Annotated in this window: 24 protein-coding genes; 14 read left to right on the forward strand and 10 right to left on the reverse strand. The window is 44.6% G+C overall.

The annotated features are described in order from the left end of the window. Positions 1 to 32 precede the first annotated feature (32 nt). Positions 33 to 188 (reverse strand): hypothetical protein, encoded by a 156-nt coding sequence (locus tag M1J35_RS04585; RefSeq protein WP_156030059.1) that lies wholly within the window; start codon positions 186 to 188, stop codon positions 33 to 35. 101 nt (positions 189 to 289) lie between these two features. On the opposite strand from M1J35_RS04585, the gene M1J35_RS04590 reads away from it, so the two are divergent. From M1J35_RS04590 to M1J35_RS04620, 7 genes are all read left to right on the forward strand, one after another. Further along, the gene (locus tag M1J35_RS04590) at positions 290 to 718 is read left to right on the forward strand and encodes a DUF4257 domain-containing protein (RefSeq protein ID WP_034760872.1); all 429 of its coding nucleotides are present in this window, start codon (positions 290 to 292) and stop codon (positions 716 to 718) included. Further along, a complete protein-coding gene (locus M1J35_RS04595) occupies positions 684 to 848 on the forward strand; it encodes a hypothetical protein (RefSeq protein ID WP_156030061.1) in 165 nt (54 codons plus the stop codon). The genes M1J35_RS04590 and M1J35_RS04595 overlap by 35 nt, the downstream gene beginning before the upstream one ends. A 418-nt stretch (positions 849 to 1,266) precedes the next feature. Beyond that, entirely contained in the window at positions 1,267 to 1,833 is a 567-nt protein-coding gene (locus tag M1J35_RS04600) for a thioredoxin family protein (RefSeq protein ID WP_224521565.1), read from the forward strand. A gap of 181 nt (positions 1,834 to 2,014) precedes the next feature. Beyond that, positions 2,015 to 2,395, forward strand: a complete 381-nt coding sequence (locus M1J35_RS04605; RefSeq protein WP_034760875.1) for a helix-turn-helix domain-containing protein — start codon at positions 2,015 to 2,017, stop codon at positions 2,393 to 2,395. Positions 2,396 to 2,738: 343 nt separating this feature from the next. Continuing rightward, positions 2,739 to 3,515: a class I SAM-dependent methyltransferase gene (locus M1J35_RS04610; protein ID WP_254652852.1), complete on the forward strand. Its 777-nt coding sequence runs from the start codon at positions 2,739 to 2,741 to the stop codon at positions 3,513 to 3,515. Positions 3,516 to 3,529: 14 nt separating this feature from the next. Further along, on the forward strand, positions 3,530 to 4,327 hold the full coding sequence (locus tag M1J35_RS04615) for an arylamine N-acetyltransferase (RefSeq protein WP_224521563.1): 798 nt from the start codon (positions 3,530 to 3,532) through the stop codon (positions 4,325 to 4,327). 299 nt (positions 4,328 to 4,626) lie between these two features. Beyond that, positions 4,627 to 5,541, forward strand: coding sequence for a diacylglycerol kinase (locus tag M1J35_RS04620; protein ID WP_034760879.1), 915 nt, complete (start codon positions 4,627 to 4,629; stop codon positions 5,539 to 5,541). A 506-nt stretch (positions 5,542 to 6,047) separates the two neighbouring features. Here the strand turns inward: M1J35_RS04620 and M1J35_RS04625 are convergent. Then, positions 6,048 to 6,398 carry a hypothetical protein gene (locus tag M1J35_RS04625; protein WP_224521562.1) on the reverse strand — a complete coding sequence of 117 codons (351 nt, stop codon included), beginning with the start codon at positions 6,396 to 6,398 and terminating at the stop codon, positions 6,048 to 6,050. A gap of 216 nt (positions 6,399 to 6,614) precedes the next feature. Here M1J35_RS04625 and M1J35_RS04630 point away from each other — a divergent pair, with 216 nt between their 5' ends. The 5 genes from M1J35_RS04630 (at position 6,615) to M1J35_RS04650 (ending at position 9,291) form a co-directional block, all read left to right on the forward strand. Beyond that, entirely contained in the window at positions 6,615 to 6,920 is a 306-nt protein-coding gene (locus M1J35_RS04630) for an antibiotic biosynthesis monooxygenase family protein (RefSeq protein WP_061810367.1), read from the forward strand. Continuing rightward, entirely contained in the window at positions 6,920 to 7,291 is a 372-nt protein-coding gene (locus M1J35_RS04635; RefSeq protein WP_254652853.1) for a hypothetical protein, read from the forward strand. The genes M1J35_RS04630 and M1J35_RS04635 overlap by 1 nt, the downstream gene beginning before the upstream one ends. A gap of 132 nt (positions 7,292 to 7,423) precedes the next feature. Further along, the gene (gene rlmD, locus M1J35_RS04640) at positions 7,424 to 8,800 is read left to right on the forward strand and encodes a 23S rRNA (uracil(1939)-C(5))-methyltransferase RlmD (protein ID WP_254652854.1); all 1,377 of its coding nucleotides are present in this window, start codon (positions 7,424 to 7,426) and stop codon (positions 8,798 to 8,800) included. A gap of 19 nt (positions 8,801 to 8,819) precedes the next feature. Continuing rightward, on the forward strand, positions 8,820 to 9,050 hold the full coding sequence (locus M1J35_RS04645; RefSeq protein ID WP_034760887.1) for an excisionase family DNA-binding protein: 231 nt from the start codon (positions 8,820 to 8,822) through the stop codon (positions 9,048 to 9,050). A gap of 43 nt (positions 9,051 to 9,093) precedes the next feature. Then, positions 9,094 to 9,291, forward strand: a complete 198-nt coding sequence (locus M1J35_RS04650; protein ID WP_254652855.1) for a YwbE family protein — start codon at positions 9,094 to 9,096, stop codon at positions 9,289 to 9,291. A gap of 157 nt (positions 9,292 to 9,448) precedes the next feature. Here M1J35_RS04650 and M1J35_RS04655 read toward each other — a convergent pair whose 3' ends face one another. The 3 genes from M1J35_RS04655 to pxpB all read right to left on the reverse strand — a co-directional run bounded on the left by M1J35_RS04655 (position 9,449) and on the right by pxpB (position 12,383). Then, entirely contained in the window at positions 9,449 to 10,591 is a 1,143-nt protein-coding gene (locus M1J35_RS04655; protein WP_371928737.1) for an NRAMP family divalent metal transporter, read from the reverse strand. Positions 10,592 to 10,662: 71 nt separating this feature from the next. Next, positions 10,663 to 11,667, reverse strand: coding sequence for a 5-oxoprolinase subunit C family protein (locus tag M1J35_RS04660; RefSeq protein WP_254652856.1), 1,005 nt, complete (start codon positions 11,665 to 11,667; stop codon positions 10,663 to 10,665). Beyond that, positions 11,664 to 12,383, reverse strand: a complete 720-nt coding sequence (gene pxpB, locus M1J35_RS04665; RefSeq protein ID WP_305882330.1) for a 5-oxoprolinase subunit PxpB — start codon at positions 12,381 to 12,383, stop codon at positions 11,664 to 11,666. Before pxpB ends, M1J35_RS04660 begins: the two co-directional genes overlap by 4 nt. Before the next feature lie 531 nt (positions 12,384 to 12,914). Between pxpB and M1J35_RS04670 the strand changes: the two genes are divergently transcribed. After that, positions 12,915 to 14,105 (forward strand): MFS transporter, encoded by a 1,191-nt coding sequence (locus M1J35_RS04670; RefSeq protein ID WP_254652858.1) that lies wholly within the window; start codon positions 12,915 to 12,917, stop codon positions 14,103 to 14,105. Between the two features lie 246 nt (positions 14,106 to 14,351). Continuing rightward, complete coding sequence (locus M1J35_RS04675; protein ID WP_254652859.1) at positions 14,352 to 17,096, forward strand: GTP-binding protein; 2,745 nt, start codon at positions 14,352 to 14,354, stop codon at positions 17,094 to 17,096. Between the two features lie 68 nt (positions 17,097 to 17,164). Here M1J35_RS04675 and M1J35_RS04680 read toward each other — a convergent pair whose 3' ends face one another. From M1J35_RS04680 to M1J35_RS04700, 5 genes are all read right to left on the reverse strand, one after another. Next, positions 17,165 to 18,031 carry an STAS domain-containing protein gene (locus M1J35_RS04680; RefSeq protein ID WP_254652860.1) on the reverse strand — a complete coding sequence of 289 codons (867 nt, stop codon included), beginning with the start codon at positions 18,029 to 18,031 and terminating at the stop codon, positions 17,165 to 17,167. A gap of 152 nt (positions 18,032 to 18,183) precedes the next feature. Further along, positions 18,184 to 18,717 carry an RNA polymerase sigma factor gene (locus M1J35_RS04685; RefSeq protein WP_254652861.1) on the reverse strand — a complete coding sequence of 178 codons (534 nt, stop codon included), beginning with the start codon at positions 18,715 to 18,717 and terminating at the stop codon, positions 18,184 to 18,186. Positions 18,718 to 18,740: 23 nt separating this feature from the next. Then, positions 18,741 to 20,705 carry a DUF6449 domain-containing protein gene (locus M1J35_RS04690; protein WP_254652862.1) on the reverse strand — a complete coding sequence of 655 codons (1,965 nt, stop codon included), beginning with the start codon at positions 20,703 to 20,705 and terminating at the stop codon, positions 18,741 to 18,743. Further along, entirely contained in the window at positions 20,677 to 21,579 is a 903-nt protein-coding gene (locus tag M1J35_RS04695; protein WP_254652863.1) for an ABC transporter ATP-binding protein, read from the reverse strand. The genes M1J35_RS04690 and M1J35_RS04695 overlap by 29 nt, the downstream gene beginning before the upstream one ends. Continuing rightward, positions 21,566 to 21,961 carry a GntR family transcriptional regulator gene (locus M1J35_RS04700; protein WP_159361106.1) on the reverse strand — a complete coding sequence of 132 codons (396 nt, stop codon included), beginning with the start codon at positions 21,959 to 21,961 and terminating at the stop codon, positions 21,566 to 21,568. Before M1J35_RS04700 ends, M1J35_RS04695 begins: the two co-directional genes overlap by 14 nt. Positions 21,962 to 22,152 lie beyond the last annotated feature (191 nt).

Below are 22,152 nucleotides of genomic sequence, written 5' to 3' on the forward strand. Positions count from 1 at the left end.
GTATTTTTACAAGGAAGTACAGTGAGAAATCATTACATTTGCTTCCTTTTGGCCTTCTCCAGGATTTGTTTGGCTAATCGGTAATACGTATCGGCTTCTACTTTCGATTCAGCCCTTTTTAGCTGCATCATATAGTTTTGAAATCGAAGTTTGTCGATTGACGAGACTTTCATCACAATTTTTCGCATAATGGCGCTCCTTTAGTGGACAAAATTGCGTCCAATTATCTATTCTGAATTTTCTGTAAATAATATATAATAATAGTAAATGATTCCAGAGGGTGGATAGAATGTCCTTATTCGAAGTGATCTTGTTGCCAATGTTGATGGGTGGTATTGGGGGCTTAGGACATATTCTGGTTTTCAAAAACGGTCATTTCACTTTTCCGCGAAAATTTATTGATGACCAGGGTGAGAAACATTATCTTTTTGGCTCAACGAAGGATATTATCATAGGCGTTCTGGCAGGGTATCTGTCCGTGTTACCGGTGGTTGATACAGTCCCGATCTGGTATGTGATCTATATCAGTTTATTATCAGGGATCGGGGGAAGTTCCGTCATCACACGAAAAATCGAACAGAATTTAGCAGCGACCAAAGCAACCTATATTCAAGAGCTATCTCATTATCAGCTCGAACCGACCTCTAAGGGAGGATCTCCAAATCATAATGAGGTGAAACCTGTTGGCGAAGTGGAAGAAAAAAAGAATCAAGGTTGAACTGCCACCAGAAGATTATGAAAAAGCGAACCACTATTTAAAGAGGCTGAAGGAGGCAGATAGCCTAGTCGAGCTGGACTACTACTACAATAAAGTGACAAAAATAATTGAGAAATCACAGGATGTCTAAGATGGTTCATTGGAAAGCGTCGTCCTATATCCATTTAATGTAACCGAAAAATGAGAGGATGAAACTGACAATTGAGTCAGCTTTTTTTCTGTCAGGGAAAGATGCAAGAAAGAGATGCTTCTTTCCATACTTACCTATTTCCATCCCCCTCTGGAAAAATGGATAAGGAGTAGCGGTTTCGCTATTCCTTTTTTTAAATGGAAATGAATCATCTTGGAGCAGTTCATTCGAACCTGTTCACGAAGTTGCTTTTCTTATATTATATTCCTACAGGCATAATCGTACAATTGAAAATTTGAGTAAATCCATTATGACTTTCACTTGTAGATTACGAGAAACACGCCTATGCTAGAGAGAGAATTTCCAAGAAAAGAACACAGTGATTCGACAGGTATGAACCACTGGAGGAGGAAAAAGGATGAACTTGGAACAATGGTTTGATAAAGGAATGACACCGGAAGAATACATAGAAAATATGAGTGCTCATAAAGAAAATACAGAAGCCATCCGGAAGGGCTTTAAGATTCCGCGAGAAGACGTAGATGTGTTGAATCGACTGGGAGATCAATCTTTGCGGGTGATTGCCATTACGGAGGATTGGTGCGGTGACGCCATGCTGAACATCCCGATCCTTCTTACTGTTGCGGAGGCGGCCAATCTGGACGTCCGGATGATTTTGAGGGACGAAAATCTTGAACTGATGGATCAATATCTGACCAATGGAACGTCGAGAGCGATCCCGATCTTCATTTTTATCGATAAGGAAGGTCAGGAGAAGCTGGTGTGGGGGCCGCGAGCTCCCATGGTGAAAAAGATCGTCGATGATGAACGGGCGAAGCTTCCTCCGCGGGATCATGAACTGTTCCCTGAAAAGCAGAAAGAGATGATCCAGCGCCTGACCTCCCAATACATCAAGGATAGAAGGGTATGGGAGGAAGTATACGAAAGCTTGAAGACGAGCCTCGTTCAAAACGTATTGATGTAACACGATTAAGATGGGGGAGACTTCCGGGACACGTTCCGGAAGTCTTCTTTCATTTAATTCATGGTGATTCATGATGCTCAAAATGAAATGGTCTTAAGTACCCGTTCTGATGGTATTTATTGCCGGTTCACGAATGGGGGTATTCACGTTAATATGATATAGGATGAGGAGTTGAAGCATCATGATTCACCAAAAGACAAATACAATTGTTATAGAAGCGCTAAATAAATTTCCCCATAAAATTCACATTAAATTGGGAGAAATCCTGCGTGAACGAGGATTGACTCAAGGCGATCTTCACCGCTTAACAGGATTAAGAGTGGCTACGATCAATGAGTTAGTGAATTTCAAGAAGAAATCCTTAACAGTGGCTCACCTTGTATCCATTATGATCGCCCTCAGAATTACAGACATTCGTGATCTAATTGAAATAGAATTCGACCAGGAAGTCCAAGACTACTTCAACGAAGAAAATCAGCGAATGAAAAACGGATTCACCCCGGACCTCACGAAAACCGCCGAACAAAACGTAAAGCGGATCGCAGCCGGAGCCAACAACTAAAGAACACCACCCAGCAAACGGTCATCTCTGATGACCGTTTTTTTTTAGGGACGGACCTCTATTCCTTCATGAAATCCCCCTCTAAAATGATAGAAATATAATTTACGATAAGGTTTACCACGAGTAGAAATAGGATAATTTCTTAAAGTAACCGATCAATCAAAGAATTACAAATTATGACGATATAAAGGTAAGCGAGGTCCGTCCCTCGGCAGGAGTTTCCCCTTGGCATACAGAATGTAGTATGTAGGAAGGCTCTTAGTGCAGGCGGTTGTGATGGAGTTGACATGAAATCGTAACGTTCAGCAGAGTGAAAATCAATTATGATAGGGGAAGAGAGTGAATGGAAGTGAATTTTGGTAATGTGACCTCCCGTTACGCTGCGTCTTGTGATGATATTCCGCATCAATTTTTTGATACGTTGAAGGTAAGAGGAATCGTGTGGGAAGGAAGGAAAGTGGCTGAAATTGGTGCAGGTACCGGAGCCCTGACACGAAAGCTTCATAAGCGTGGAGCCGAAGTGATCGGAGTCGAACCTTCTATTGACCTGAGGAAAACGGCCAAGGCATTGGAAAGCAGGCAATACCTCGAGATCCCTTATCTGACCGGCACTGCAGAATCAACGAATCTGCCAGATCACTACTACGATATCACGATGAGTCATAGAAGCTGGCATTTATTCGATCGCCCGAAAGCGATACATGAAATGAAGCGGATTTTGAAGGAGAAAGGAACGTTCATTGTAAGCGATTCAAGCTTCCTTCCAAATCAGGAACTCGTAAAGGATACGATGACGTTTTTACATGAATATATCGGTGAAACCCCGGAAGGAAAAGCTGATCCGGGCAATCAAGTAAATGGATTTCCCGTGGAATGGTTGTTAGAATGGCAGCAAGCCGACTTTACGATCAAAGATTTTTATACATTTTACTATATGGTCGATTTCACCATACAGTCCTGGTGCGAGCGCGTAGGATCCCTTTCCTTGCTCTCTCATTTAGAGGATACGGAGATAGAAGGATTACTGCAGTCATTACATACCTTCTTATCCAGACGTCACGATTCCCTCCATGAGTTTACTCTTCAGCACCAGTTTACAGTCTGCCTGATGAAAAAGTAGAAAGAGTGATCGGATTGGAAGCAGTAAAAAAATATGTGAACTATTTAAATATGGATATCGAGCCCCCTACGTTGAACTACTTACAGCGGTTGATCCAACAGCATCTGATACGGATTCCCTATGAGACATTCAGTAAATTTTATTATTTCTCAGAGGGTGGCTCCTTTGTCCCCTCGTTGGAGACATTTGCGGAAAATCTCCATTTGAAAGGGTGGGGAGGAACGTGCTTTACGCTGAATATTAATTTTGGAAGGTTGCTAAAAAAACTAGGCTTCCATTGTCAATTTGTCAGAGTGAACCCGGGACACCTGGGACTGATGATTTCGATTGATAACCGTAAGCTGTATGTCGATGTCGGTTATGGTTCTCCCATCATGAAGCCTGTGGAGCTCGAGGCGAGACAGAAACATCTGCTTCACGGATTTGGAGAGGAAATCATCTTTACCCAGAAGGACATCCGTGAGTTCGAAGTCGATCGCCGTTCGAACGGGAAGACGTTTGTAAAAAAGACTATAGAGTGGATACCGCTAGAAGAAGAAGACCTGGAGAGGGACATACAGGCGTCCTATCTGGATTCCGATGACAACATCACCATGAGAAGAATCACCGCCGTCCGCTTCCAGGGGAACCAGTGTTATTTTCTCCGTAATCGGACGTTGAAGGTCATGACCTACCGGAATATCCGGGAGTATCAAATGAAGGATCTGGATAAGTGGAAAGACATCATTGGGGAAGTCTATCATTTTGATATGAAGTCCCTTGACGAATCCATCCATTTTTTGCAAAAACGGAACATACATCTATTCCCATAACCGTACAGAATATCAGGGTGATATTCTGTACGGTTATTTTTTTGCTTCCCTCTCAGTATAACTCCCCATTTATGAATTCTTTCTGACAATCATGGATCCGGCTCCCATCAGGCGTGGGAAATTTCATATTTCATTAGATTTTTCCTATGAAAAGAGTTATGATATTGACCGGTGGACGATTTGAAAAATCCTGCCTTTTGAACATATTTTGCATGAATAAATTAAATTGGTATATGATGTTAAAAGATGGTATATACATGGACGAGTTTTTTTAATCAATACAGATTAGGATGATGGGTATGAAACGAGCAAGAATAATATACAATCCGACTTCGGGGCGGGAGCTTTTTAAAAAACACCTCGCTGAAGTATTAATCAAATTGGAGCAGGCAGGATATGAAACATCTGTACACGCCACCATTTGTGAAGGGGATGCAACCGAAGCGGCACGGATTGCTGTTGAACGCAAATATGATATCGTCGTCGCTGCAGGTGGGGACGGTACGTTAAATGAAGTCGTGAATGGATTAGCTGAACAGGACTACCGGCCGAAGCTGGGGATTGTTCCGATGGGGACAACGAATGACTTCGCCCGTGCCCTGCACATTCCAAAGGATATCAGCTCGGCCATTGATGTGATTACGAAGGGTGAAACGATCCCAGTCGATATTGGACGCATGAATGAGCGCTATTTCATCAATATCGCCGGTGGGGGAAGAATCACTGAATTGACCTATGAAGTACCGAGTAAGCTTAAAACCATGATGGGGCAGCTTGCTTATTATCTGAAGGGCATTGAAATGCTTCCTTCTATTAAACCGACGGATGTATCGATCGAATATGATGGAAAGCTGTTTGAAGGACAAGCGATGCTTTTCCTCATCGGATTGACCAATTCCGTCGGCGGCTTCGAGAAACTGGCTCCCGATGCTTCGATCAATGACGGTTTATTTTCACTCCTGATTCTGAAGAAAACGAATCTGGCAGAATTTATCCGCATTGCTTCCCTGGCAGTACGTGGAGAGCATGTGAATGATCCGAACGTCATTTACACACAAGCCAATCGAATTAAGATCAAGGCGAAAGAAAAGGTGCAGCTGAATGTGGACGGCGAGCTGGGAGGGGTCCTTCCTGCCGAATTCGAAAACCTATACCGTCACCTGCAAGTCTTCGTCCCCCTTGATAAGATCCGGCCGGAAGATAAAGCAGAATGATAAAAAGGAATGCCGTTGGGGTTACGGCATTCCTTTTTTTGTTTACATTGATTATGGTTTGCAAATGCTCTGTCATTGAGTGTTTGCAAGAGGGAGAGGGGAACTGCTCCGCTTTCCGCGGACGTTCGGCCGAGCCTCCTCAGCAAAATTCGCTTCCGGGGTCTCGCCACGCCCGTTTTCCGCAGGGGTCTACGCAGTTCCCCTCTCCCTCTATATAAGTTTGTCGTGACAGAGCTATATAATAAAAAACAGTGACAGTAATTATTCTTGTAAAGATCTCAGTTGATTGGAGCGGAAGGTGCTCGACTCCTGCGGGAAACGCGGGAAAGTTGAGACCCCACAGGGCAGCGCCCGAGGAGGCTCAACTCACGCCCCGCGGAAAGCGAGCACCTGGAGCGGAAATCAACTACTACTCGCTACTTTAAAAGCAACAATGTTTACGAAAACAGCCCTTTAATCTATATATGTTTCCATGAATCACTTCGGAAAAGCCATAAAAAGCTTCCTCAGTTGATAAGTAAAAACACAAAAAACGTCAATGGAAATCCGATTAAAAAGCCCCATCCGATCTGTTGTTTATGACGGAAAGGAACCTTCCGGACGATCCAGGACAATAGATGGGCGACAATCACAAAGGCAAAGACCCATATCAGTTGCCCGACGACGAACACAAATAAATAGGCAAGGATCGATTCTTTATTCAGCAAAAGGGATATCCCGAATCCAAAGGTCAAGGTTAAAAAGGTGAGTCCGATCAGTATATAGGGTAGCCACCACCTTCTTGACTTGAGAGCGAATAACACTCCAAGAAAAACATTCCCTACAAGGATAAGGTTTACTAAGAAGTCTGGGTTCATATTTATCTACCTTCTCTTTCTAGAATTGTTGCACATACCATTGTACCCTTTGTAGATAGGATAAAACGCGGTAAGTTTTTACATCCTAACAAGAAAATGTACATTGTGTCTCTTTCTTTTGCAGCCTGTTAAATTTTGTATACCCCGGCACTCCCTGACTGTGTTACAGTGAATAAAAAGCATGGCTGATCATGTGCCGGTGAGAAGGAGAATATCATGTATATCGTACATTCAACATTTGTAGTGCCTGATGAGAAGGCAGAGGAAGTCATATCAATCTATCATACCCGTTCAGGTCTGGTAGACAAAGCAGACGGATTCCAACGGTTCCTCCTGCTGCAAAATGAAAAAAAGCCGGGAGAGATCACCGTCCATATGGAGTGGGATACGAAAGAAGATTTCATGAAATGGGTACAAAGTGAAGACTATAAGCGGATTCATGATCTGGAAAAGAAATACCCTGATCAGGAATTGGCCTCCATCATCCCGTCCATTGACCGGTATAAAGTGGTGGCGTACTGATGGAAAATAAGTATAAACATGTTATAGATGAAGCCGTTGTGAAACTATACGATCGATACCCGGAATTGGATGAAAAGTTTGGAGAAGCCGGCCGGAAGAAATGCTATGAAGATAATATCCATCACTTCAATTACCTGGAGTCTGCTGCCGATGTAGGTGAATCGAAGGTGTTTTCCGATTATGCCCTCTGGCTGAACAGCGTGCTTGTGAGCAGGGGCATGAAATCCGATCATCTCATCGATAATTTCAAGTGCATCGTGGAATCCCTCGGAGAGACCCGTGTCGAAAAGGGTGAAGCCTTCGAACTTTATCTGAAACAGGCTATCGAATCCATCCAGGCCGCAGACAGGGAAGAATCCGCCTCCTCCTGAACACAAAAAGCATCGGCCCTTCGATGCTTTTTTTTCATAGAGAGGGACGGACCTCCATCCATTTCATTCTCCTTATCCATTTATGGTACAATCAGTAGAGTCTTAAAAAGGAATTCGTAAAGGAAGATATACGTGAGTAAAAAAGCACCCGTTCAAAAAAATGATTATATAGATGAAGCCGTATTCGAGGATTTGACCCATGACGGCAATGGAGTCACAAAGGTCGATGGATACCCCTTATTCGTCCCCAATGCCCTGCCCGGGGAAGAAGGCCGGGTCAAAGTCGTGAAAACGAGTAAAGGATACGGGTTCGGCCGACTGTCAGAACGCACGAAAGAAAGTCCGTTTCGTCAGGAGCCTCCTTGTCCGATCTACAGGGAATGCGGAGGCTGCCAGATCCAGCATATGACGTATGAAGGCCAGCTGAAAGCGAAAGAAAAGAATGTAAGGGACGTCATGCAGCGTATCGGAAAACTTCAGGATGTCCCTGTACATCCGGTCCTTGGAATGGAAGAACCATGGCGCTACCGCAATAAAGCCCAGGTTCCTGTAGGGGAAAAGGACGGACGGTTTGTAGCAGGATTCTATCAAAAGCGCAGTCATGAGATCATCGATATGGACAAATGCATCATTCAATATGAAAAAAATGATGAAGTGATCCAGCATGTGAAGGATGTATGTGGAAAATTGGAGGTCCGTCCCTATGATGAGAAGAATCATAAAGGGACTCTCCGCCATATTATGACCCGGACGGCATATGCGACGGGTGAGGTGATGGTGGTATTGGTCACGCGGACGCCTGAGCTTCCACATAAGAAGGCGATAGTGGATGCACTTATCGAAAACATAGAAGGCTTGAAATCGGTCGTCCATAACGTGAACCCTAAACGGACAAACGTGATCATGGGCGATACAACCCAAGTCTTATGGGGGGAAGAAGTGATCCACGATTATATCGGTGACGTGAAGTTTGCGATCTCAGCAAGATCCTTCTATCAGGTGAACCCGGAGCAGACGAAGGTGCTTTATGATAAAGCGTTGGAGTATGCCGATTTGCAGGGAGAAGAAACGGTCATCGATGCGTATTGCGGAATCGGTACGATCTCCTTATTCCTCGCTCAAAAGGCGAAGAAGGTATACGGGGTGGAAATCGTTCCACAGGCGATAGAAGATGCGAAGCAAAATGCGGAATTGAATGATATGACAAATGTGGAATTCAAAGCGGGACCTGCGGAAGTGGTCATCCCCGATTGGTATAAGGAAGGGATCAAAGCGGACGTCCTTGTCGTGGACCCTCCGCGAAAGGGCTGTGATGAAGCCCTTCTGAACACAATCCTTGCCATGAAGCCGAAGCGGGTGGTCTATGTATCCTGCAACCCGGCAACCCTTGCCCGGGATCTAAGAATATTGGAAGACGGCGGGTATAAAACAACGGAGGTGCAGCCGGTCGATATGTTTCCACAGACCATGCACTGTGAAGCCGTTGCGAAGATCGAGTTAGTTGAATGAAAAGTGAGGGATGATCACCATGTATCTCACCATTAAAGAAACAGCCGAATATCTGTCCCTCCCCGAATCGTATATTGAAAGCCTCGTGCAGCAAAGGAAGATTCGGGCAGTCCATGATGGAGAACAGTATTTACTATACCGGGATCAATTCAATCAGCATCTTGAGCAAATGGAGAAAATGAAGCGACAGCTCGCAGAATATCTAAGTGAACCGATCCCTGAAGATATTGATGTGAAGGATGAAGACTAGTCCTGGACGAATCCAAAAATTTTTTTAAGGAATGGAGAATACAATGAACGGACAACAGCGTTCCAATATAAAACCGGGTCTTGAAGTGGACATCGTCCTGAAAAAAGACCAGCGCACAGACAAACTGACTCGGGGGATCGTGAAAGATATACTAACGAATTCCCCCAATCACCCACACGGCATCAAAGTCCGATTAGCAGATGGACAGGTTGGCCGGGTGAAGAATATTATTGAGAAATAAGAGGCCGGTGCGGTCTCTTTTTTCTATGTCTTGAAAGAGGAAGTACCAAAGTGGTGTACCCGGTACAATTCAATGGGATTGTACCGGGTACAAAAAATCAGCTGACAAAAAAAGACCTCGATCTCCTCAAAGGGACCCGAGGTCTTTCCATTTTTGTTTAACTAAACAATTGAGGGATGCCTTGGATCAGCGAGTAGACACCCATATAAGACATGGCTACGACAATCAGCACACCGAATACGGTCATCCAGATCGGGTGCTTGTAGTCACCGACGATTTTTGTTTTATGGGCGGCAATCAGCATGACACCGAGGGCGATCGGCAGGATCAATCCATTGAGGGATCCGACCAGGATCAAGATGGCAACCGGTTTACCGACAATCACGAAAACAAGTGTTGAGATCGTAATGAAACCGACGATCAGCCACTTATGATATTTCTCAAGGAGCGGGCTGAATGTACGGATGAAGGATACCGATGTATAGGCTGCCCCGACAACGGATGAAACAGCGGCAGACCACATGACGATTCCGAACATCTTGTACCCGATATCACCGGCAGCCAGCTGGAATACGGACGCAGGTGGGTTCTTTGGGTCTAATGCAAACCCTTGAGCAACAATCCCTAACGCGGCGAGGAATAGAAAGATTCGCATGATGGACGCGATCCCGATGGCTGATACGGAGCTTTTTGTGATTTCAGGAAGGGCTTTTTTCCCTGTTATCCCAGCCTCTAATAATCGATGCCCCCCGGCAAAGGTGATGTATCCACCGACGGTCCCGCCGACCAGGGTGATGATCGCGAGAAAATCGATGGTGTCGGGAGCGAATGTTTTCGTTACGGCTTCGCCGACAGGTGGATTGGCAGTAAACATGACATATACCGTAAGGATGATCATCAATAATCCCAGGATTTGAGCGAATTTGTCCATCAATCTGCCCGCTTCCTTTACCAGGAAGATCCCGACTGCGACGATTCCGCTGAACAATGCGCCCATTTCAGGTGAAATCCCGAATAGGACATTCGTACCGAGTCCGGCTCCGGCGATATTCCCGATGTTAAAGGCAAGGCCTCCTGCCACGATGAGGATGGCAAGGAAATACCCTAATCCAGGAAGGACATCATTTGCGATATCCTGAGCCCTTTTTTCAGAAATGGCAATGATGCGCCAAATATTCAGCTGGGCGCCAATATCGATTAGGATGGAAATTAATATGACGAAACCAAAGCTTGCGGCCAGCTTTTCAGTAAAGACGGTTGTTTGAGTCAGGAAGCCCGGTCCGATGGCGGAGGTCGCCATCAGGAATGCTGCTCCCAGTAATAGGCTGAAATTTGATTTTTTCTTCAAGGGGTTCTCTCCTTTGTTGTGAACTAAGAGTTAAATTTCAAGGCGATTCCTTGCTTCAAATGGTTTAATTGGCGCTCACGATCTATGTATAGCTCCTGCGCCTTTTCATGGGAGATCATGGTGAATGTAATGGATTCCCCCGGCTTCGTTTGAGCAATGAGGGGAAGATCAACGGATGCAATGTATCCTATCCTCGGATAGCCTCCCGTCGTTTGCCGGTCAGCGAGCAGAATGATTGGCTGACCATTTGACGGAACTTGAATCGTTCCAAACACCACTGCTTCCGATACCATATCGAATTCCTCATCAAGATAGAGGGACGGACCTTCAAGACGGTATCCCATCCTGTCTGATTGGGAAGATACTTTAAATGGCTGATTGAAAAACTGTTCGCGGCTCTCTTCGGAAAATAAATCGTACTCCGTTCCAGGGATGACCCGAATGACTTTCTTCTGGTGATAGGATGAAATGAATTCGGATGATATCGACCAGTCTATTTCCGTGAAGTCACTCTTCTCGACATAGGGAAGTAAATAGTCGATCATATTGGCTGATTCTTTGTTGATCGGTCCTGATTCCAATGTATCGCCCGCCTGAAGGGGACGACCTTCCAGTCCTCCGATTCCCGCCCTTACATATGTGGACCTGCTGTTCATGACTTTTTCGACACGAAAACCACCCGCAACGGCAAGATAACTGCGGCATCCATTCGTGCATGCCCCAAACCTAAGGATGCTTCCGGCTTTGATCAAGAGGGATCTCCTTAATGGAACTGGTTTCCCGTCAATCGTCGGAGTTAAATCTCCCCCGCAGATCGAGATCAGGGAAGTTTCCTTAAATTCAAGGACAGGTCCAATCAGGGTGATTTCCAGGGTTGCTTCGTCCACTTCGTTGCCGACGAGAAGGTTCGCAATTTTGTGGGCGAGGGGATCCATGCTCCCACTCACGATGACGCCGTACTTTTGATAGCCGTACCTTCCTAAATCCTGAATGGTTGTCAGGAGGCCCGGTTTGACTATAGTAATCATTGTTCCTCCTCCAATGCTCTATATTCTTCAAGTGAAATCGGTGTGAAGCGTATCCGGTCCCCGGCTTTCAGCAGGCTCGGTGAGTCGTTTTTATCAGGCTGGAACAGTTTTAGGGGTGTACGGCCGATCAGTTGCCATCCACCGGGTGTTTCGATGGGGTATACCCCTGTTTGTTCCCCTGCTATTCCAACTGAGCCTGCCGGTATTTTCAGACGTGGGGATTTTCTTCTCGGTGTCGCGATTTCCGGAGACATGCCGCCGATATAAGGGAATCCTGGTGCGAAGCCGATCATGTATACGAGATAGTCCCCGTTCATGTGTTTGGTGATGACTTCCTCAGTGGATAACTGATGATGGTTGGCGACTTCTTCAAGGTCAGGCCCGAATTCTCCGCCGTAGCAAACGGGGATATCGATGATTCTTGCTTCTCCTTTTTCTCCGGTTTTCAGGGTTGAAAGCATGTTTTCAATTTCAGAACAGACGACCGTGTATGGAAGTGTGTTTTGAAAGGGTTTGTGAGAATCAATGAGTTTGATCGGGTCGTAATAGAGTGTGACGGTTGTGAAGGCCGGGATATATTCTACCAGCCAGTCGAATGATTGGGTTTCGATTAGATTTGTTACCGCTTTCACCAGGTCGTGCGTTTCTTGTTGGATCGAGCTGCCTAATTGGATGACGACGGCGTGGTCGCCTAATGGGCGTAACGTATACTTCAAAGAATGACCTCCATTCATGGTTGTATATTTATAAGGAGCAAAAAGTAAATATGTATGAGTGGCCGCGCAAATAAGATAATTCAGAAAGTTTGGCCATGTTGTTATTATAGTATAATTCTTTGTGTTTTCAATAAAAGTATGGGAATTAGCTGAATAATTGAATGGATTATGACTTTGAACCTAAGTAAGTGTTCATGCTTTTTTTGGCTTATTCGAGTGAAACGTCCGTTTCACTCGCCTTTCAGCGTGCGCTGAAAGGCCGGGTAGGGAAGGACAACCGAAAGGAGCAAATTCATTTGCTCTTTCGGTTGTCCTTCCCTACCCGGAATAAGCCAAAAAAGAGTGTAGAATTATTTTCTATATAATAATGAATCTATTCTCAATGTTACTATTTGCATTCTGTTAAAAACTTACACATTTCCGTTGTTTTAATTCGTATCGCAATTGTGTTTTATGTGCTATTATTTAGTAATCCGAAATAATATCCCCATCTGCTGGTGGGGTTTGATAGATGGGAAGGGAGGTTTGTTTATGAAGGTGAAGGATCCTTTATGGACGAGGTCTTTTATTATGTTGATGGTGGGGAATTTGTTTGTGTTTATGTCGTTTCAGATGTTGATTCCGACGCTTCCTCCTTATATTAAATCGATCGGGGCTTCAGGGCTTGAGATTGGATTGGTGACGACGCTGTTTTCGATCGGGGCTGTGTTGAGCCGGCCGTTTATTGGGTTTATGCTGGAATACAGGGACAGGAAGCCTCTTGTCTTGATAGGGGTGATCTCGTTACTCGCGATTACGGTGATTTATCCATTGTCGAGTGTGGTCTTCATCTTTTTATTATTCCGCTTTGTGCACGGGCTCGCTTGGGGCTGGTCCACAACTGTCAACGGAACGGCAGCCGTCGATGTGGTGCCTAAATCCCGATTGGGAGAAGGGATGGGGTATTACGGCTTGTCGATTACGATCGGGATGATCATCGCCCCGAGTCTCGGAATCTATTTATTCCAGGTGACGACCTTCACGAATCTGATCATCACATCAAGTGTACTTGGTGTCATCGCGATCTTCTTATTGGGAATCGTTCATTATCAGACGCCTAAAGTGGTCAAAGAAACGAAGAAAAAAGATTTGAAGTTTTCCTATCTTGGTTCATTAGTCGAAAAATCCAGCTGGTTCCCGGCTTTCATTACCATCATGGTGACATTTGGATACGGATCGATCGTAACATTCATCGTTATCTTCGGGGAAGAACGCGGAATACAGCATATCTTCCTTTTCTATTTATGTAACGCGATCATGGCGTCCCTATCCAGACCGATAGCAGGGAAGTGGTTTGATGAACGGGGACCAAAGGGGCTTGTGCTATTCTGTATCGTCGTTACGTTTATCGGTATGTGGGCACTGTCTTTCGCCCATTCCGATTTACTGATCGTCGTAGCCGGTCTTCTTTTCGGAGTTGGATTCGGTTCACTCATCCCGACCCTTCAATCCTGGACATTGTCCATGACGCCGGATCATAGACGTGGAGTAGCGAACGGCATGTTTTTCTCTTCCATCGATCTGGGTATCGGGTTGAGCGGCTTAGTATTCGGCGTGCTGGCTCAGTATGTCGAGACGGGTGTACTATTCCAAATTTCCAGTCTGTTTTTACTCATTGCCCTCGTAGTGGCGATTTTTGAAGGCAGGAAACAAAAAAAGCTTGTCCATCAGACTTCCGCATAGTTTGATGGGAGAATAATAGTGGTAAGTATAAAGGACTATCTATTTTGGAGGGGGAGCAAAGCCTTTCGTAATGGATAGTCCTTTCTTCTGTAATAGAAGTAATTCCATTGAATCACGGCAGAAAGTATCAATCGGAAAATGAAAAGGAAATGAAATTTTATCCCCATGAAATTCTGTTAGAATGAGAGAAATAGACAAGTCTGTGAGGCTTCCGGCGAAGGAGGCCCACATATAACGGAGGACATTATGACAGAAGAAAAATTACTGATGGAGAAGTCATTTTATCGAACTTTTTTAGTAGATCAGGACACGAACCGTCATCCAATAGAAGTACTTGGAGGAGCATTTGTCGAAGAACAGCAAAACGAACCGTATGATTTAACGTACATCCGCTATGCCCAAGGGGAGGTTTACTTTCACAGCAGGGACTATGAAGCAGCCATCTTCAAATGGGAAAGCATCCTGAACGAACTGGAGCCTTGGGCTAAGAAGAACATTGCGGATTCTTACTATGAGCTCGGGATGCTGTCATCAGCCGAGGATGTGTACACAGCCATCCAAACCGATAGTACGATACTGACCATGGAGGTGTCCCTGCAGCTATTCTCCCTGTACATTGAGAGGAACAAGATTCAATCGGCCTATCACACGATCGAAAAAGCATTATCGATCGAACCGGATTATCCGAACGTCACTGAACTCGCAAGGTCTTTTTATGAGGAGCAGGGGGACTGGAATAAAGCGGTGGAACTGGCGGTGAAGGAATCCATCCGGACGAGGGAACCTGCATGGTTCATGATTTTGAGAGAGTATGGTGATCAAGGGTACACAAGGTCATTTGCTCCGGATTATTTCTATGATCTATTGATCGCAGTGTATGAAAAAGACCGTAAACAATTCAAGGATCTCGTATCCAGTCTCTGGGCGAGCTACAGAGGTCACTCCGCTGCCCATATCGAATGGATGCTGACGGTGAATACAATCTTTGAATATGTGGAGATCCTTCCGAACGATTCTTGGCAGGACATTCTTTCTCACTTTCAAGAGGCATATATCGGCTTTCTTGAAGGTGATTACCTTGTGAAAGACCTTGAAGGCTTCATGCCAAGTATGTTGACGAATTGGTTGAAGGTGAGCAGGGATCAAGAGCCGCTATTTCCGGCAGCAGCCGTTTTGGCTTGGAACGATGTCTTTTCCTACAGCATCGAACCAATGGTGACGGAAGAAGCGGAGATGATCCTCCTGGAGGAAAATGCTTATCAGGCCCGGTTTGAAGACATCATTCTGTTCTTGAATAAAATCATTCAATGGTCGGAACGGAATGAAGCACCTGTCGGATACAAAACCCAGTGGATCGCAGAGCAGTTGATGAATCTGAGTGAACATCATCTATTGATTGCGGGAAGTGCATCGAGCGGGAAGTCTTCCTTCGTTCAATCCGTCCTGGGTGAAAGTGTCGGAGAAGCTGAAGAATCAACGATCATCTACAGCTATCATGATCAGCAGGTGGAAGTGAAGGAAATCCATGATCAAGGTGTTCATCAAGTGGAAAGCATCGCAGACTTCGAAGAGTTGATGCAGCGTGAAGCCTTTGTCGAGTATAAGCTTCCATCAGAGTTCCTTAAGAAAAATGGAACGGCCCTCATCGATGTTCAAACGGGTAAGAGGAAGCTTGACGATCTGACTGCCTTTTATCCTGCAGCCGATGGGTTATTGTATGTCCTGAATGCCGATGCCCCGTTTAATGCAGAAGACCGTCAGACCCTACGGAAATTAGCGGAAATCGGACAGCCTGTGAACGTACATTTCTTATTAAATAAGATGGATAAAGTATCCCACACCGAGAGAACGGAAGAAATCATTGAATCTGCACGGAACAAAGCCCGTGAATGGTTCCCGGATGCGGAGGTGCTGCCTTACTCGTCCCTTGAAGCCGTTCATCTTCAGCGTAAAGATGTGGAGACGTTCCTCAGGGAGCATTATCAGGTGAAAAGCGGTGCCCTTAAGGGAGAGCGTGGAAGCAAATTATTTTATTTAGTGAGAAAAACGTTAAGGGATCTATACTCGAAGCGTAAGAATCATGAAATTGATTTAAAGGAAACGATTGAAAAAAATGAGGACATCCTCACCCGTCTAAACGGATTCGAGAACTACTTGGGAGACATGCAAAGCGATAAGGTTTCTATCATCAAGGATTCCTTCCATCAAAAGAAGGAAGCCATGAAGAAGGAAATCTCTGAGAAAATTCCTGCGATACTCAGCGGCTGCTCGGAATTGATCAGCGAAGAAAGTGATTTCAAACAAATCCACACGGAATTAAATGATGCGATGAACACAAGGATCCAGGAGTACATCCAGGACGATCTCATGCCTCGTTACGTCACGTCCCTGGAGGAATGGCTTGCCTTTTCAAAACAGGAACTGCAGGACAGTCAGGACTACTTGAATGAAATGAGTGAAACGTTCAACGGACTATTTGGGAAGGATAAAGTCGTTTTACAATGCGATTTCCAAGTGGTTGATGATTGGCGCAGGGACGTCAGCAGAATGGGAACGAGGGCACAGATTGACAAAGAGAATATACTGTTACGGTTTAAACCGGCCCAGTTCCTTCTGAAAAGCGCAGGAAAGCTGCTTGGGGTCCTTCCGCAGAATAAGTCATTATTATACAACCAGTACAAGCGTTATCTGGAGAATGAAGACTATCAGGATATTACGGCATCCGTTGTCCAGAAGTTCTTCCTTCAGTTTGACCTGTTCGAGAAATCCCTGCAGCAAGATGTTCATTCATTCTTTGCGGAGCCGTTCAAGCAACTGGAGGTGACGATCAAGGATACGGAAGCGGAGATTGCATCCGATCAGCAAGCACTGAAGAAAATGAAAGCAAATCCGGAACGATATTTCGATCCGATCACCCTGTTTGAAGTGAAACTTCTTCAGCATGAATACATGGTGAAGGCCAGTTACAACGCTTCCCATCATTTTTCATAAAATAAAAAGACTGATTCAATCCATCGGCCACACATTGGATTGGATCAGTCTTTTCTTTCGTTCGCTACTTACATGTGCAAAAAGCTGCTGTTTTCCTGGATGACTTCGGCGATGATCCGTTCCAGGGAATTTTCAGTATGGATGGTGGAGAAATCAAGTCCGAGATGGATTGCTGTCTGGGCGACTTCAGGCCGGATACCCGTGATGACGGATTTGACTCCCAGCAGGTTCAAGGCATCAATGAGGCGGAAGATCTGCTGTGCCACCATGGTGTCCACCAACACGACTCCGGACAAGTCGATGATCAGCATGGACAGATGGGCATCAGCACTTTGCTGAAGGGTCGAGTCCATGATCATTCGGGCACGGGTTGTATCAATATCCCCAATGATCGGAAGCAGCCCAACTTCAGAGGTTAAAGAAATGACAGGTGTACTTAATTCCTGGATCAATGTGGACTGAGCCTGAAGCCTATTCATTAAGATCCCAAGGAATGTCGAAGTGAACGTTTCCAGCACATAATCCAGGGCGAAGTTAATCTTGCGCTCCCACTCAAAGACCTCTTTCAATTGGATGTGTAGTTCAGCGTGTTCTTCGACGAATCTTTCGACATACGTCCAATACACCCTTCTGAAAATACCTGAGTTTCGCACGACTTCATCAAGGGTCGTACTGGATTTGCTTCGATCGGTGGCCGTTTCCTTCGTCCAGTTAGAGATCAATTCTTTTGATTCCTCTTCTGAAAGTAATAGGCATCTTGCAATGACCTTTACATAATTGGAATTTTGTTCTTTGACTTTATTCAGAACCTCAGGCGGAGAATCCGGAGAATAGTGAGATCCGGTTTTAATATTCTGAAATCTCAGCCAGTCTTCTGTGAAATCTATGGCGTGGTGGGTTAAGTATTCATATAAATGAGACGAATGAGTGTCCATAAACTCTCCCTTTGAGAATGACTTATTCTTCTATTTTGAAACCTATTGGAAGGGCTGTCAATCATTTGGGTTAGAATTCCTAAAAACCAATAATTTATATACATCTTATTATCATTAACTAAAAAGGAGCCTTCTCACCAAGGCTCCTTTTCTTATGCCGATATTTTCGTTTGAACGATTGTATACAATTGCTTCCTTGCCCGGTGAAAACGGGTTTTCACCGTAGAAGGGGGCAGGTTCAGCTTTGTGGCGATTTCACTGTCACTCAAGTCTTCCGTGACTTTCAGTGCCATGACTTCCTGCTGAGTGAGTGGAAGGGACGTGATATGATCCTGGATGCTGCTTTTAAGGAAGAGGGCATCGATTTCATCTTCCAGGGAGCGGTGCTCCTCTATGGAATGGAATTCTTCGTGCTCTTCTATGCAGGTTTCATTGCGCCTGGATCGTTGACGGATGATGTCGATGGCTGTACATTTTGCAATCGTGGTGAGCCATGATTTGATTTTTGCCGGGTCTTCAAGGGTATCCATTTTGATATAAGCTTTCAGGAAGGTTTCCTGGCTGACATCCTGTGATAAATGAACGTCCTTTGTTATGTTGTAAGCGATGTGATAAATCAGCTTGTGATATTGTTCATACACCTCCTCTATCGTCAGAGGAGATGATGATGTATTTAGTGTGTCCATAGGGTCACCTCAACTTTCTTTATTCAATCGTTCAGTTCTCTTTTGATAAAGGAAGGGGCATCTTCCTTTTGTAACCCGAAAGTTTGGATGGATCCGTGGTTTTTATATTTGATGATGACGGTGTACGAACTGGTCATATGATCGTATACAAGATCATTCATGATGGATTCGATCTGTTCCGCATCTTTCACTTCGATTCCCTTATTTTCTTTCTTTAACTGGAGGACCGCATCTTCCACCGGTTGAGAGAAAGGATCGGTGTAATCAAGTGGCTGCGTCACATACATCCACTCGATATCAGATGCCGTCATTTCAAGGTCTTTTAAGTATCCTTTATCCTCGAGCCATGCAATAAACTTCTTATCGTTCTTTTTAACGCCGGTATTTGCCCAATTGTCTTTGGACATGAGGAATTCAACATTATAAAGATTGATTTTGTCACGATCCTCAAAGGGATCATCGTACGTTTCTTCTTTCAGGATATCGATGGCTTCCTTGATATCAGCGGGGTCTGCTACGGTGATGGCAGGTTTATTCCCCATCTCGTTATAAATGGTGAGTTTGTCGACTTTATCTGAGTCCACACCGAAAAGCTGTTGAGTTTTCTCTTTGTAATTTTTGCTTTCATAAAGAGATGCATACTGAGATTTCACATCTTCAATATTGATCAGGTAATTCCGTACGATTTTACTGCCGTCTTTCATCTTGTAATAGAGAAAGATCTGCTCGTTTTTCTCAGGTGCTTCATTCTTATCACGCTGATGATCCACAATCGCTTCATGAAGATCCAGGACGGCTTCAATCGCTTTCGGATCTGTCATAAAATGATCTTTAATCAGATTCTCAGGGTTGTCCGTCAGGGAGTAATAGCTCTGACTGACATGAACTTTCTCTACATCTGCTAATTCGGGCACTTTCTGTTCATAGTGAAACAGGTCGAACTGAATGATGAACCCGAGAGAGGCAATGACGATGGCGAATCCTGCGAAACCCTTCCATTGACGGAATACTCTCCAATGTTTCTGCAAAATCATTTCACCGATGTAGTACCCGATGAGTGAACCGAAGAAATATCCGAATAAGGTCCAGCCATCAGACTGATAAATGCCTTCGAAGTACACCCCGCCGACCAGCATGAAGCAGAAGGAGATACCGTATTTAAACAACGGTCTCAAGAAAGGATAGACAATCGCCTGGGAGGCAGCCTCCACTTTTCTCATTTTGTATAACACATATGAGAAACCATAGAATACGAGAGTGATCAAGATGAATAACAAGACATCTGTACCGGACAGGAGATTGTTCTCAAGGTAGACCGTTTTGATGAGCGGGGAGTATTTCTCGATTTGTACATTAAAGAAATAGTCCTCGGGAAATCCGAATAATAGATTTTTCAAACTGTAGCAAACAAGCATAAACATTCCTGCAGGCAATAGGAGCAGGATGTAAGTCAGTGCACCCTGCACGGCAGTCAGTCCCGTTATCATGGCAACGAAGGTAGAGGCTGTGAACAGGAGCACACTCATGAGTATCGTAATGCCGCACCAGGCAAAAATATCCTGAACCCCTACATATTGTTGAAGATCCGTGAATGAATAAAGGGAAAGGACAATTACGGTATTCAATACAACCGGCAGGATGAGGATCCCAAACCCCGTCCCGGTAAAATGGAAAAACAATTTTCTGCGGGTGATGGGTAGGCTGTGCATGAAGTCCCCAGCCTGTTTCACATGCAGATAACGAAATAGGAACAAAGATAGAATGACCGGGATGACTAGCAATAAACCTATTTGGATCGGGTATTGCATTTTAAACAAATTTTCATAAATCGCAACCGGGTACGATTGAGGATCCCTTGATAATTGTCCGATGATGTCGACAGGTAGAGAAAAGAGAAGTCCGATAAAGTAGACGATGCCGACCCATCCAACATTCCTCAGGCTGTGAACGATGATTTCTTTATTGATCCATGATGTTTTGGATGGCATATCCGACGTCCTCCATTTCATAAACGAAAATTTCTTCAAGTGTCAGGGGCAATAAGTCGAAAATGACCGGATGGTAGGACTGAATCAAGCTCCTCACCCGTTGCTCCTCACCGCGGACGATACAGAGGGACACGCTTCCCCTCGTTTCGTTGTGCAGGATTTCAAGATCACTAAAGAGCTGCCCGGGGATATCCCCTTTGAATGCCAGCTGTACTTTGTGAATGCCGGACTTTAAATCATCGAGTTCCTTCTCCAGCAAAAATTCCCCTTCATGCAAAATGCCGATATGATCACAAATATCCTCCACTTCCCGGAGATTATGAGAAGAGATGATAATGGTCATGTCCCGGTTGGCCACTTCTGAAATCAGGACGCTTTTGGCTTTTTTCCTGACAACGGGATCAAGGCCGTCCATCGGTTCATCCAGGATCAGGACGTCGGGTTGAGTGGCCAGGGCCAGGATGAAAGCCGCCTGCCGCTGCACACCTTTAGAGAATTTATGAAGGTTTTTATGAGGATCAATCCCGAATAATTTACTCAATGATTGAAAGCGATCCTCTTCCCAACGGCTATAAGTGTTCTGATAGAAACGAGCCATTTGAGTCAATGAGTAATGAGCAAAGAAAAACGGTTGATCAGGGATGAAGAACAACGTCTCTTTCGTCGGGATATTTTCATAGACAGGCTGGGTGTTAACGGACACCTCTCCACTATCAGGCTTCAATACTCCTGCAATGGTTTTCAGTAATGTGGTCTTTCCTGCACCGTTCGATCCGAGCAGGCCATAGATCGAACCTTTTTGAACAGAGAAAGAGATGTCATGAATGATTTCTGTGCCTTCAAAGGCTTTGTTTATGGATTTAATCTCGATCATCAGTTTGATTACCCCCAACCGTTGCCTCGATTTCTGCAATCATCTGCTTTAAGTCTTCCGTTGTGATCCCTAAGTAAAGGGCCTCAGACAAAAGTTTAGACAACTCTTCTTTTACTTTCATGATTTTCTCCGCGTTTTGAATGTGACTTGAAGGATTGACAAAGCTACCCCGTCCTTTCACAGAATAAATGAATCGTTGAGATTCGAGTTCCCTGTAGGCTTTTTGGATTGTGTTTGGATTTATGGTCAGTTGCTGTGCCAGGGCACGAACGGAAGGCAATTGTTCATCCGGCTTCAGCACTTCATTAATGATTAATTCTTTTAGTTTTTCGACTAATTGTTCATAGATGGGTTTACGACTTCTTAAATCAAGCTCAAACATATCCACCCTCCCGACTGTATGTAGTGTACTACGTGTCTTAATACAGTTAAAGTATATAACAAGTTCTGCCAGTTTGGGAAGGGGGGAAATGAAATATTTTTAAAAGGATCAAGTTTCCGGATATTCCGTATTTGCCTGACCATAAAATGGAATTTATGTTAGCATATAGGCATATCTAAAGAAAAAAGGGG

The sequence above is a fragment of the Rossellomorea sp. KS-H15a genome, from assembly GCF_024195245.1.
Lineage (GTDB): Bacteria > Bacillota > Bacilli > Bacillales > Bacillaceae_B > Rossellomorea > Rossellomorea vietnamensis.